This window comes from Roseobacter phycocola (genome assembly GCF_042055075.2).
Classification (GTDB): domain Bacteria; phylum Pseudomonadota; class Alphaproteobacteria; order Rhodobacterales; family Rhodobacteraceae; genus Roseobacter.
Genome location: NZ_CP194010.1, coordinates 2684436 through 2696910, shown reverse-complemented (window position 1 = coordinate 2696910; position 12475 = coordinate 2684436). Strand labels below are relative to the sequence as shown.

13 protein-coding genes are annotated in these 12475 nt (G+C 61.2%); 12 read left to right on the top strand and 1 reads right to left on the bottom strand.

Annotated elements, in window-relative coordinates; translation table 11 throughout:
- Nucleotides 1–7 precede the first annotated feature (7 nt).
- The 12 genes from AB4K19_RS13220 to AB4K19_RS13165 all read left to right on the top strand — a co-directional run bounded on the left by AB4K19_RS13220 (nt 8) and on the right by AB4K19_RS13165 (nt 11166).
- Nucleotides 8–1015: an ester cyclase gene (locus AB4K19_RS13220; RefSeq protein WP_375228800.1), complete on the top strand. Its 1008-nt coding sequence runs from the start codon at nt 8–10 to the stop codon at nt 1013–1015.
- Entirely contained in the window at nt 1012–2061 is a 1050-nt protein-coding gene (locus tag AB4K19_RS13215; RefSeq protein WP_375228799.1) for an ester cyclase, read from the top strand. Before AB4K19_RS13220 ends, AB4K19_RS13215 begins: the two co-directional genes overlap by 4 nt.
- On the top strand, nt 2058–2819 hold the full coding sequence (locus tag AB4K19_RS13210; protein ID WP_436397918.1) for an SDR family NAD(P)-dependent oxidoreductase: 762 nt from the start codon (nt 2058–2060) through the stop codon (nt 2817–2819). Before AB4K19_RS13215 ends, AB4K19_RS13210 begins: the two co-directional genes overlap by 4 nt.
- Before the next feature lie 39 nt (nt 2820–2858).
- Complete coding sequence (locus AB4K19_RS13205) at nt 2859–3866, top strand: LacI family DNA-binding transcriptional regulator (protein ID WP_436397917.1); 1008 nt, start codon at nt 2859–2861, stop codon at nt 3864–3866.
- Between the two features lie 4 nt (nt 3867–3870).
- Nucleotides 3871–4839, top strand: a complete 969-nt coding sequence (locus AB4K19_RS13200) for a nuclear transport factor 2 family protein (RefSeq protein WP_375228797.1) — start codon at nt 3871–3873, stop codon at nt 4837–4839.
- Between the two features lie 24 nt (nt 4840–4863).
- Nucleotides 4864–5475 (top strand): pyridoxamine 5'-phosphate oxidase family protein, encoded by a 612-nt coding sequence (locus AB4K19_RS13195; RefSeq protein ID WP_436397915.1) that lies wholly within the window; start codon nt 4864–4866, stop codon nt 5473–5475.
- Entirely contained in the window at nt 5472–6440 is a 969-nt protein-coding gene (locus tag AB4K19_RS13190) for a cupin domain-containing protein (RefSeq protein WP_375228795.1), read from the top strand. The genes AB4K19_RS13195 and AB4K19_RS13190 overlap by 4 nt, the downstream gene beginning before the upstream one ends.
- A gap of 77 nt (nt 6441–6517) precedes the next feature.
- A complete protein-coding gene (locus tag AB4K19_RS13185) occupies nt 6518–7720 on the top strand; it encodes a hypothetical protein (RefSeq protein WP_436397913.1) in 1203 nt (400 codons plus the stop codon).
- 54 nt (nt 7721–7774) lie between these two features.
- Complete coding sequence (locus AB4K19_RS13180; RefSeq protein ID WP_375228793.1) at nt 7775–8899, top strand: cobalamin-independent methionine synthase II family protein; 1125 nt, start codon at nt 7775–7777, stop codon at nt 8897–8899.
- Nucleotides 8899–9348 (top strand): AAA family ATPase, encoded by a 450-nt coding sequence (locus AB4K19_RS13175; protein ID WP_436397910.1) that lies wholly within the window; start codon nt 8899–8901, stop codon nt 9346–9348. The genes AB4K19_RS13180 and AB4K19_RS13175 overlap by 1 nt, the downstream gene beginning before the upstream one ends.
- Nucleotides 9349–9358: 10 nt before the next feature.
- Nucleotides 9359–10054 carry an RraA family protein gene (locus AB4K19_RS13170; protein ID WP_375228790.1) on the top strand — a complete coding sequence of 232 codons (696 nt, stop codon included), beginning with the start codon at nt 9359–9361 and terminating at the stop codon, nt 10052–10054.
- 611 nt (nt 10055–10665) lie between these two features.
- Nucleotides 10666–11166 (top strand): GNAT family N-acetyltransferase, encoded by a 501-nt coding sequence (locus AB4K19_RS13165; RefSeq protein WP_436397908.1) that lies wholly within the window; start codon nt 10666–10668, stop codon nt 11164–11166.
- A 67-nt stretch (nt 11167–11233) separates the two neighbouring features.
- On the opposite strand, the gene AB4K19_RS13160 is transcribed toward AB4K19_RS13165, so the two are convergent.
- A complete protein-coding gene (locus tag AB4K19_RS13160) occupies nt 11234–12466 on the bottom strand; it encodes a mandelate racemase/muconate lactonizing enzyme family protein (protein WP_436397906.1) in 1233 nt (410 codons plus the stop codon).
- Nucleotides 12467–12475 lie beyond the last annotated feature (9 nt).

Below are 12475 nucleotides of genomic sequence, written 5' to 3'. Positions count from 1 at the left end.
CCAAAGGGTGCAGGACAACCAGCGAAACAAAGAGACGGCGCTGAGGCTCTGGCAGGCACTGGACAATGATCCGGCGCAGGCGCTGTCCCTGTTGTCAGACGTCACGCACTGGCAGGGACCGGAACCGGTCGGGATTTGTGCATCGGGCGCAGACATTGTCGAGCGTCTGTTTGCGCCGCTGCGCCGGGCGATCCCTGGTCTGAAGCGGCAGACGCACCTCTTCATGGGCGGCCAATCCTCGGCACATGAAAGCGGCGCAGATGATGGCAGCTGGTGGGTTGCAGGCACCGGATACTACACAGGTCGGGCAACCGGCTCTGCATTCGGGATACCGGCCACAGACAGGACACTGCGGATCCGCTGGGGCGACTTTCTGCGTTTTGATGATGCCGGACGGATCGTGCATGCCCAGACCATCTGGGACTTTGTCGACTGGTTCGACCAGATCGGTCTGTCCGTTCTGCCTCCGCCGCGTGGGGCGGCACATGTCTATCCCGCGCCCACGGCTTATGACGGCGTTCTCGTGGGTGAACAGGATGTGTCCGAAACAGCAGAAACGCTCGATTTCGGGCGGCGGTTCATTTTTGGCGGGCTGAACAGCTTTGACGAGCAGGATCTGTCCAGCATGGGCATGGCGGGTTTCTTCCACCCCAATGTGAAATGGTACGGCCCCGGTGGTATCGGGGCCTGCCTGTCGCTGGGCGAGTTCGAACAACTGCATCAGCAGCCATGGCTCCGGGCGTTTCCGGACCGCAAGGTGATGCATCTGGAGAGCCTTTTTGCGGAGGATCGTCTGCTGGCGGCCTCCGGCCCCATGGGGGTTATTGGCACGCATGGCGGTCCCTATCTGGGTCACGCTGCCACCGGCAGTCCGATTGAAGTATCGGGGCTGGATTTCTGGCTGCGCTCCGGGGACCGGTTCACCGAAAACTGGGTCTTCGTCGACATGGTGCATCTCTTTGCGCAGATGGGCGTCGATCTCTTTGACAGAATGAAGGAACAGGTGCGCGCATGAGCGACCATCACGCATCCCAGAAAGATCTTATCGCCCCGGTCCGGGCCGCGATGTATGATTTCGACGCGCAGAAACTGCGCGCGGCGCTGAAACAGGCCTGTGCGCCTGATGTGGTCTTTCGCCTCGCGTTCCCGTTTGAAACCATCACCGGGACAGATGCCTGGATGGAAGGTGCCGTGATGCCGCTGGCAAAGGCGCTGCCGGATCTGGAGCGGCGTGATTTCATCGTCATTTCGGGGGCAACGCCCGAAGGGGCCGACTGGATCGGCTGCGGTGGCTATTATTGCGGCACGTTCGCGGCACCCTGGCTGGATATTCCGCCCACCGGCCATATGGTGCACCTGCGCTTTCACGAATTCTACCGTATCCAGGATGGTCGCATCGTGGAGATGCAGGCGTTGTGGGATATCCCGGAGGTGATGATGCAGGCGGGCGCCTGGCCTATGTCGCCATCGCTCGGGCGGGAGTGGCATGTGCCGGGGCCTGCGACCTGTGACGGGCTGAGCCAGGGGCCGGACGGCGAAGAGGCGGGGCGCCGTACCTGCGCGCGCATCATCGACATGCTCAACCATATGAAACGGCACCCCTGTCAGGGTGGGCCGGAAGTCATGGAGATGGAGCGCTTCTGGCATCCGAAGATGACCTGGTATGGCCCGTCGGGCATCGGGACGGGGCGGGGGATCAGCGGTTTTCGGAACTGGCATCAGATACCGTTCCTGAACGCCATGCCGGACCGTGGACAATACCTGGACGAAATTGAGTATCACTTCTTTGGCGATGGGAATTATGCCGCCGTGACCGGCTGGCCGAACATGTACCAGTCGATCACTGAAGGCGGATGGCTTGGCATCGCGCCACCGGGCAAGAAGGTCGCGATGCGCAGCCTGGATTTCTGGCGGCTCGAAGGGGAGCTGATCCGGGAAAACTGGGTTATGGTGGATCTGCTGCATATGTATGATCAGATTGGCGTGGATGTGCTGGCGCGGATGCGTGAATTCAACAAAGTGCGTGCCGGATTTGATCCGGAGACAGGAGTGGCACTGTGACCGGACTGCCCGAGCCCCCCCGTTTTGATCTGACCGGCAGGCGGGCACTGGTGACCGGGGCGTCGTCCGGAATCGGGCTGGGATGTGCTGTGGCGCTTGCCGAAGCAGGCGCGCATGTGGTCTGTGCCGCGCGCCGCGCTGGCCCGCTGAAGGACGCAGTCAGCGCAATATCTGCCGCGGGCCTGTCTGCAGAGGCGATGACGCTGGATCAGACGGACCTTGATGCTGTCGGGGCCGCTTTTGATACCCCCTTTGACGTGGTGATCAATTCCGCGGGCCTGGCCCGGCACAGCCCTGCGACGCAGACGACGCCGGAGGATTTTGATGCGGTCATGAACATCAACCTGCGCAGCGCCTATTTCCTGTCGGCCCGCGCGGCAGATGCGCTGATCCGGACCGGGCGGAATGGGTCAATCATTCATATTTCAAGCCAGATGGGCCATGTGGGCGGCATTGACCGCGCGGTTTACTGTGCCTCGAAACATGCGCTTGAGGGGATGGTCAAAGCGATGGCCATTGAATGGGGCAAGGCCGGTGTGCGGATCAACACGATCTGCCCGACCTTTATCCGCACGCCCCTGACGGAAGGGACATTCTCCAACCCCGAGCGGCTGGCCTGGATCATGGAAAAGATCAAACTGCCCCGCGTGGGCGAGGTTGAGGACATCATGGGCGCAGCAGTTTTTCTGGCCTCGGATGCCTCTGCGATGATTACCGGTACGTCGATGCTGATCGATGGCGGCTGGACTGCGGGTTGATGCGGACGCGGGTGCATACGGTCCCGTACGGGGTGTGCCATGGGTAAGGTGACTTCTCTGGAAGTGGCCGAAAGGGCAGGGGTCAGCCGCTCTGCGGTCAGCCGTGTTTTCACGCCCGGCGCTTCCGTCAGCAAGCGTACCGCGGAAAAAGTGCGCAAGGCTGCGGCGCAGCTTGGCTACCGGCCCAATGTCATCGCGCGTTCGCTGATCACGGGGCGCAGCCGGATCATCGGGCTGGTCGTTGCCTACCTGGAAAACCAGTTTTACCCCGAAGCGATTGAACGTCTGTCCAAGGCGCTCCAGGCCAAAGGGTATCATGTTCTCGTTTTCATGGCCTCCAACGACCACGAGGCGACTCAGACGGTTATCGACGAGCTGCTGGACTACCAGGTTGATGCCATCATCGCGGCCTCGGTTGGTTTGTCCAACGATCTGACCGAACGCTGCGAGGGCCTGGGCATCCCCATCGTGCTCTTTAACAGGCACCAGTATGATGACCGTCTGTCCAGCGTGACCTCCGACAATGTCGAAGGGGGACGCAAACTGGCTGAGTTTCTTGTCGCGGGGGGGCACAGCCGCATCGCGCATATCGCCGGCTGGGAAGGTGCCTCGACCCAGATCGACCGCGAAGCCGGGTTCATTGATGGCCTCCGGTCGGCGGGACAGTCGCTCTTTGACCGGAAGGCCGCTGACTTCAATTTCGAAAAGGCCAGATCGGTGGCGCGCGGGATGTTCACAGCGCCTGACCGTCCGGACGCTGTGTTCGTGGCCAACGACCATATGGCTTTTGCGGTGATGGACGTTCTGCGTTTTGAACTGGGCCTGTCGGTTCCACAGGATGTGTCCGTGGTGGGATATGACGACGTGGCACTTGCCTGCTGGCCCAGCTACGACCTGACAACCGTGCGCCAGCCAGCCAACCGTATGGTGGCCGAGACGGTCAGCGTGCTGATGGACCGGCTTGCCGATGCCGACACCTCACCCCGGCGTGTTGCCCTTGACGGGCCCCTAATTGTCCGCGGCTCCGCCCGCAAACCGAAGGAATAAGACTGTGCAAGGTTTCGATCCGAAATTCAGGGATTTTCCCGACTACATCCTGGGCATAACCAAAGAGATCTGGGAGGACCGAGGGATCTCGACGCTGCACCGGTACTACTCAGATGATATCGTGGTGCGCACACCGGCGTCTGTCGTAGTGGGCAATCAGAATGTCATCGGTGCCACGATGGCGACACTGGCGGAATTCCCGGACCGCACGCTGCTGGGCGAGGATGTGATCTGGTCCGGAACGCCCGAGGAAGGCATGCTGTCCTCGCACCGCCTGCTCAGCACGGCAACCCATATGCGGGACGGTGTTTATGGCAAAGCGACGGGCAAACCTCTGGTTTACCGCATCCTTGCGGACTGTCACGCGATCGACAACCAGATCAACGATGAATGGCTGATCCGCGATCAGGGCGCTATTGTCCGACAGCTGGGTGTGGACCCCAAACAATACGCCGCTGACCTCATTGAAAAAGAGGGTGGACCTGACAACTGCGTCAAGCCGTTCAGCCCGGCAATCGACCAGCCCGGGCCGTACAAGGGGCGTGGCAACGACAACGAATGGGGCCAGAAATACGCCGACATCCTGACGCGGATCATGGGCGCGGATATGGCTGCTATCCCCACAGAGTATGACCGTGCGGTGCATGCGGAATACCCGGGCGGTATCAGCGCGCACAGCCATCCGGCGGTCGATCAGTTCTGGATGGGCCTGCGCGCCTCGTTCCCGGACGCCGTATTCCGGATTGATCATCAGATCGGGCGCGACGATCCGCTTATGCCGCCCCGTGCCGCCCTGCGCTGGTCGCTGTCGGGTAAGCACAGCGGCTGGGGCACATTTGGGGCCCCTACCGGGACGGACATCTATCTGATGGGCATCTGTCACGCGGAATTGGGTCCGTGGGGACTGCGGCGGGAATATGTGATCTATGATGAGACAGCGGTCTGGAAGCAGATTCTGCTGCAGACAGGCTGACCGGTGGAGAGCTTCGGTAAACTGATGTTCACGCCGGCGGTGGCGGCCGAGCAGACCGCACAGGGGTCGCGTGACATGTGCAGCCATATCGCAGATGCCCCGGCGCCGGATGCGCTGGGTCCGGATGAGGCAGCTTTTCTGACCTCGCGGACATCGGTTTACATGGCGAGCACGTCGGAAAGCGGCTGGCCCTATATCCAGCACCGGGGCGGCCCGCGCGGTTTCCTGAAAGTGCTGGACGGGGTGACGATCGGCTTTGCGGACTACCGTGGCAACCGCCAGTACATCACAACCGGCAACCTGCGTGGAGACGACCGGGTGTCTGTTTTCGCGATGGATTATCCGCGCAAAGCCCGCCTGAAACTGCAGGGCCATGCCACGATGATCCCCGCTGATGCGGATCCGGAGCTTGCAGCAAGGCTTGAGACAGAGGGCGAAGGCCGTGTGGAGCGCATACTGACAATCCGTGTGGTGGCCTTTGACTGGAACTGTCCGCAGTTCATCACGCCCCGTTTTGACACCAGCGAGATCGCGGCTCTGGTCGCGCCTGAACTGGAACGCCTGGAAACCCGGAACGCAGAGCTGGTCGCCGAGATCGCCGAGCTGCGGGCCGACAACGAAAGAGAAGAGAAATGACACCAGCCGAGATGGAAGCCCGTATCGTGCGATACGGTGATCTGCAGCCCTGCAAAACCGCCTTTATTGACGCGCATACCCCCGGAAGTGACCAGAAGGAAAACTTCACGATCATCGGCGGTGGCGTATCTGAGAGCCCTGACCAGCATGTGCATATTGCTCTGCCGCATGGTTTCAATATCGGGGCGGCCGGACAGCCACCGAAATGCCGCAACAGTCTGCACAGTCACCGCACGGCAGAGGTGTTCTTTGTGCTCTCCGGGCGCTGGCGTTTTTTCTGGGGGCGCTGGGGTGACGCTGGAGAAGTTGTTCTGGAGCAGGGCGATATCTTTAACATCCCGACGGGAATTTTCCGTGGCTTTGAGAATATCGGCGATGATTACGGGATGATCATGGCCATTCTGGGCGGCGATGATGCCGGCGGCGGCGTTATCTGGGCCCCGCAGGTGATCGAGGACGCGCAGGCGCACGGGCTTGTGCTGTCGGAACAGGGCAAACTCTATGACAGCAAGAAAGGTGAGACGCTGCCGGAAGGTGTAAAGCCCATGCCGCTGCTGAGCGACGAAGATCTCACGGCCTATCCCGAACCTGCGTCGGCTGATGTCGTACCGGGTTACGTGGCGCGCTACTGGGATATGGTCGCGATGGCCGACCGCGCGCCGGCAAAGGTCATCGGCGAGGCTGGTATGCTGCGCGACCGGCCTGGGTTTGAGGTGGAATTTGTCACCCGAGCCTCAGCCACTGACGCGATGCATGCGCATGACAAACCTTCGGTTCTGATGCCGGTGCGCGGGCACTGGCGGGTCACCTGGGAAGGCGGGGCGGCCACACTGGCACCCGGCGACACGATGTCGGTACCGGAAAACCTGATGCACAGCGTTGTTCCGTCGATGACCGGTGACGCAGGGCTATACCACATTGTGGCGACAGATGACCCGGCCGGAGCCACATGGACAGAAAAATGAACACTGTTCAAAAAATGATTTGAACGGCAGCTGCAAATTTACTATCAAGTTCATGAACGATGTTCATGGAGTGAGAGATGTATACGATTGCTGATACAGAAATGCTTGTGGAAGAGGGTGTTATCTCCCGGTCAGCTGCGGGAATCATCCACAGCCGGGCACGTGCGACGATGGTCACAATGGCCATCAACACGCTGCTCTGCGTCGGAATTCTGGCGGCAACCTTCGGGCTGATCTTCTGGCTGGCGAATCCTTTTGCGGTGGCTGTTTCCGGGGCGCTTCTGGTGGCGGCAGGCGTTGTAACGCTCCGCTATGGTTCAGACATTTATGCAATGTTCGGCAATGCGGCAGCGCTGATCGGGGCGGGGATGCTGCTGGGTGGCGCGGGTTTCGAGCTTGTCGACAAATATGAAGAGATCGCGGGCATCGTCATGACGCTCGGAGGGCTTGTGGCAGGTGCCGCCGCTGCCTGGGCGTTTGTCACTGCCCGGCTGACCACCGGTTTTGTGACCGGTGCTGTGATGCTTATGGCAGTCGCGCTGCACCTTTCAGGTCTCGGCACACTGATCAGTGATCTTGATCTCAGCGGGCTGCCCGTTACGGTCTTCTGGCTCTATGCTGCTGCGGTTATTGCAGGCGCGGGCTGGCTCACCGATGTTCGGTTTGTGTCGGCGCTCGCCATTGCACCCTTTGCCCAGGCGCTGGACACAGGCACGTTCTATTTCCATGCGGCCTATGTCTTTTATTCGCCCGAATCCACGCTCTCGATCCTGCAGATGTCGGGCCTCATCGCACTGATGCTGTGGCTCTCGAAAGTGAGCACTGAACGCACGTCCCGACACGCACGCATTCATGTGATGATGGGCTTTGTCGTCGCCAATCTCTGCGCGCTGGTCGGCAGCCTGTGGGGAGATACCGTCGGGCAGACCGTCTGGGGGCCGGGCCAGAACTCCTGGCGCTCTGGCATGAGTTACGAGGCATGGAGCGATGCCATGACATCTTTCCGGGCGACGGCGCTTGTGATCAGCGAACATGTCTATGCGGTCGGCTGGGCTCTGGCCCTGGCAGCGGTGATTTTCGTGGCGGCTCACCGCAATATGCGCGGACTTTTCAATGCAGGTGTGACCTTTGCGGGTATCCATGCCTACACGCAGGTTTTCGAGACCTTCTACGATGAACCGCTGGCCTGGGTGATCGGTGGATTTGCTGCTATCCCGCTGGCATGGGGGATGTGGCGTCTGAACCTGTGGTTCATGGCGCGGCAGGCGCCGCCGGTGTAACAGGAGAATGGCCTGCCTCTTGGGCGGGCCGGTAACAAAAAAAGGAGACCGGGGATGGTCAGAACAACGCATGTAGGCTCGCTGCCCCGGACGCAGGAGGTGGTGGATTTCATCTTCGCGCGTGAACATGGAAACGAATACGATCCAGCGGCGTTCGACGCTGCCATGACGGCGGCTGTGTCCGAGACCGTAAAGCGCCAGGTGGCTGCGGGTGTGGATATCGTCAGCGATGGGGAAACGTCCAAGATATCCTATGCGACTTACGTCAAGGACCGTTACACCGGCTTTTCCGGCGACAGCAAACGCAATGCGCCTGCGGATCTCAAGCAGTTCCCGACCTTTCTCAAGCGCCTGGCGGACGAGGGTGGCACGCCGCAGTACGCACGCCCGATGTGCACCGGAGAGGTCCGCTCCAAAGGGCAGGGTGAGCTGGAAAAGGACATCGCGAACCTGAAGGCCGGTATGGCCGACTATGGGGCCGCGCACGGCTTCATGAATGCGGCCAGTCCCGGTGTGATCTCGCTGTTTCTGCAGAACGAACACTATGCCACCCGGGATGCCTATCTTGCCGCCCTGGCGGACGCGATGCGTGAAGAATATGAGACGATTGTGGCCGCGGGTCTTGATCTGCAGCTGGACTGCCCTGATCTCGCGCTGTCACGGCATATGCTGTTCAACGATCTGACCGATGCAGAGTTTCTGAAGATTGCGGCCGGACACGTGGAGGCGCTGAACCACGCGCTGCAGAACGTTCCGCAGGACAAGGTGCGCATCCACATCTGCTGGGGCAACTATGAGGGGCCGCACACCTGTGACATTGGCATGGACAAGGTGTTCGATACGCTGATGCAGGCCAAAGCACGCTATGTGCTGTTTGAGACGTCAAATCCGCGTCACGCGCACGAATGGACGGTGTTCCGTGACCGGCGGGCGGATATCCCGGATGACAAGGTACTGGTGCCGGGTGTGGTCGATACCACGACCAATTTCGTTGAGCATCCGGAGGTCGTTGCCCAGCGGATTGAACGGTTTACCGCCATTGTGGGGGCCGACCGGGTCATTGCCGGCTCCGACTGCGGGTTCGGCACATTTGCAGGTTTCGGTGCCGTCGATCCCGAGATTGCTTATGCCAAACTTTCGGCATTGTCACAGGGGGCGGCACTGGCTGCGGCGCGCTGATGGGGCGGATTATCCTGCTTTCCGGTATGCCCGGCAGCGGCAAGTCTACGCTGGCGCGCGCTTTGTGCGGTGGTGGGCAGGCAGTGCACCTGCGCGTGGACACAATAGAAAAAGCGATCCGCGAGAGTGACCTGGCACCCCCGTCCGCCATTGATGCAGGGTACCGCGCGGCGGCAGCCCAGGCGGAAGAGCTGACCGCGCTGGGCCACGATGTGGTCTGTGATGCGGTGAATGCCAGCGCAGCGGGGCGTGCGCTCTGGCCGGAGCCTGATCTGACCGTGCATGTTTCCATCCCCGAAGAGCTCCGCGCACAGCGGATCGATGAGCGGGGGTTTGCCGGGTATCCACATGTCTGGGAGGACTGGCAGGTGCCGGTCCTGAAGCTGGACGGGCGCTCAGATCCCGAAGAAATGGCACAGGCTGTCCGGGCCGCCCTGCCGCAGAAATGAAGAGAGAGATATGAACAGCGAACTCCTGGAAATACTCCGCCGTGTCGATACGCCGACTGTCTGTAACGCGATTGAAGTCGCGCAGGGCAAACGTGGCTTTGATGATTTCACCCGCGGCACCATGCTGTGCTCCGCACCCGAGGGCGGCGCGATGGTCGGCTACGCCCGCACGGCACGCATCCGCGCGGTGACCCCGCCCGATGAGCCCGCAGACGTGATCAGAGCCCGGCGTATGGCGTATTACCGTTATATGTCAGAGGGTTCGCGCCCTGGTGTCGCGGTCGTGCAGGACATGGATGTGCCCCATGCGATCGGCGCTTACTGGGGCGAGGTGAACACCAATATTCACAAGGCGTTCGGCCTCTCTGGTGCGCTGACGGATGGGGTCATGCGCGACCTCGGTGACCTGCCCGAAGGCTTTCCGGTGGTGGCCGGGTCCATCGGGCCAAGCCACGGGTTTGTGCATGTGCTGGATTTTGATCAGCCGGTGGAAATCCACGGCATGACCGTTGCCCCCGGCGCGCTGGTGCACGCGGACCGGCACGGCGCTGTTGTGATCCCGGAGGATGTGGTACCCGCGCTGGAGGAGGCGATAGCGACGCTGATGCGGTCGGAGACAATTGTCTTTGATGCGGTGAAGGGCAGGCAGATCACCTTTGACGAATTCGAAGGGGTCTGGGCCGCGTTCGAGGCCGCGCGCACCTGACGGATCAGAGGTAAAGGCAGCGTACGCGCAACACCACACTGACCAATGGGGCCCCGGGGCGGGCAAAAGCCCGAATACCCTGAAAAGAAGGGAGAAACCGAAGTCGGTATCACGTCGGTATTACGTCGGTGTTCTGGTCGGTATTGCGAGGGGACGGCACAGTAACAGAGCGTGCGCTGCGTAAAAGTTACGGGTGTGTGAACTGTGCAGAGCCGCGGTTTAGGCAGCGAGGTGCTTGATCAGCGCGGCGGTCAGAGATGAGCCGGGACCACGTTGAGGAGTGAAGAAATGCGGGGCTGGGTGGGACTATTGGGCCTGGCATTTTGGGGATCATTCGCCGCTGAAGCACTCGACCGCGTGAGGCAAACGACCTGGCACATGGCACCCGCGCAACAGGCACTGTTGCGCCGCGCCGTTCCGCCCCCACGGGGCGGCGCGATTGCGCCCCCCCTCGGAACGGCGCTTCTGCAGGTCGGTTGGACGTGTCAGGTTTATAGTCGGAGACTATGTTGGCCGCTTTGCGGAACGAAGCTGCCGTTCCTCATGAACTGGCTTTCAATTGAACAATCGATTAGCCTTATCGTTGATTTATTCACAAATTGACTACGGGCATGAGCAACCAAAATTTTCGCAACGCTTCACCAACGGATGCAACCCGCTGCTTTGAAATTGAGACGCTGGCCTACGACGGCGATGAAGCAGCGACATATGAAAAAATTACCAAGCGCATCGTTGAGTATCCGCAAGGCTTTTTGATCCTCGAAGTCGACAACCAAATCGTTGGCTTCATAAACAGCGGATGCGCGTATGATGTTGAAATGTCTGACGAAGACTTCAAAGATCTCATCGGGCATCACCAGGCTGCTCCAAATGTCGTGATTATGTCAGTGGTGGTAGATCCGGCACATCAGGGCCTTGGCTTATCCACCACGTTAATGTCTCAATTCGTTAAGCGTATGACTGACGCGAAGAAAGAAACCATCCATCTTATGTGCAAAGAACACCACATCCCCCTCTATGAGAAGTTTGGCTATCGGTACACTCGGCCATCCAAATCTGATCACGGTGGGGAGCGGTGGCATGAAATGATGATGAACCTTCCCAGAGACTGAAATGGTAGGTATGGGCTCAAAACGGACATTCGCGCCGGCCTGACCTGCCTCCGGCGCGCCGCCCCATTCAGTCGCGCGGGGCCGGGGCGCCGCCTTCAAAGTCGTTGCCGTTCACATAGTCGCAGGGGGCTTCCTGCATCTGCAGGTGCAGCCCGTCGCCGGTGTAGGGGTGCGCGCGGGCGAGGGCCTCGTCCACGTCGATGCCAAGGCCCGGGGTGTCTGGCGGGGTGATGAACCCGTCCTCGACCCGGATCGTGCCGCGGATCAGGTTGTCGTGGAACGGGGTCTCAATCGTTTCGGCCATGAGAAGGTTGGGGATCGAGGCCGCGAGGTGCACATTGGCGGCCCATTCCACGGGGCCTGCGTAAAGGTGCGGGGCCATCTGTGCGTTGTAGGCCTCGGCCATGGCGGCGACTTTCTTCATCTCCCAGATGCCACCCGCGCGGCCCAGGGCCGGTTGCAGGATGGTGGCTGCTCCGCTGCGCAGCACGGGCGCGAATTCGGCCTTGGTGGTCAGGCGCTCGCCGGTGGCCACGGGGATGCGCACGGCGCGGGCGACTCTGGCCATTTCCTCTACGGCGTCGGGCGGGATCGGTTCCTCGAACCAGAGCGGGGCGTATGGTTCCAGCGCCTGGCCCAGCCGGATGGCTCCAGCGGTGGTGAATTGCCCGTGCGTGCCAAAGAGCAGATCGGCGCGGTCGCCCACCGCGGCGCGGATGGCTTTGCAGAAGGCGACGGACTGGCTGATATCGCGCATGCCGGGCATGTGGCCACCGCGCAGCGTGTAGGGCCCGGCGGGGTCGAATTTCACGGCTGTGTAGCCTTTCTCTACCATCGCCAGCGCGCTTTCTGCGGCCATGTCAGGCGAGGTCCAGAAGGCCGCGAGATCATGCTGCGGCAGCGGGTAGAGGTACGTGTAGGCGCGGATGCGGTCGTTCATTTTCCCGCCCAGCAGCGCCCAGACGGGGCGGTCGCGTGCCTTGCCCAGGATGTCCCAGCAGGCGATTTCGAGCCCGGAAAACGCCCCCATGACCGTGAGGTCGGGCCGCTGGGTGAACCCCGAAGAGTAGGCGCGACGGAACATCAGTTCGATGTTTTCGGGGTTTTCGCCGGCCATGTGGCGGTCAAAAACATCCGCGATCACGTGGCGCATGGCATCGGGCCCGACGGAGGAGGCGTAGCATTCGCCCCAGCCGGTGATGCCGTTGTCGGTGGTGAGTTTCACCAGGATCCAGTAGCGGCCGCCCCAGCCCGGGGCCGGTGGGGCGGTGACGATGATGTCGAGATCGCGCAGTTTCACGGGCGGCCC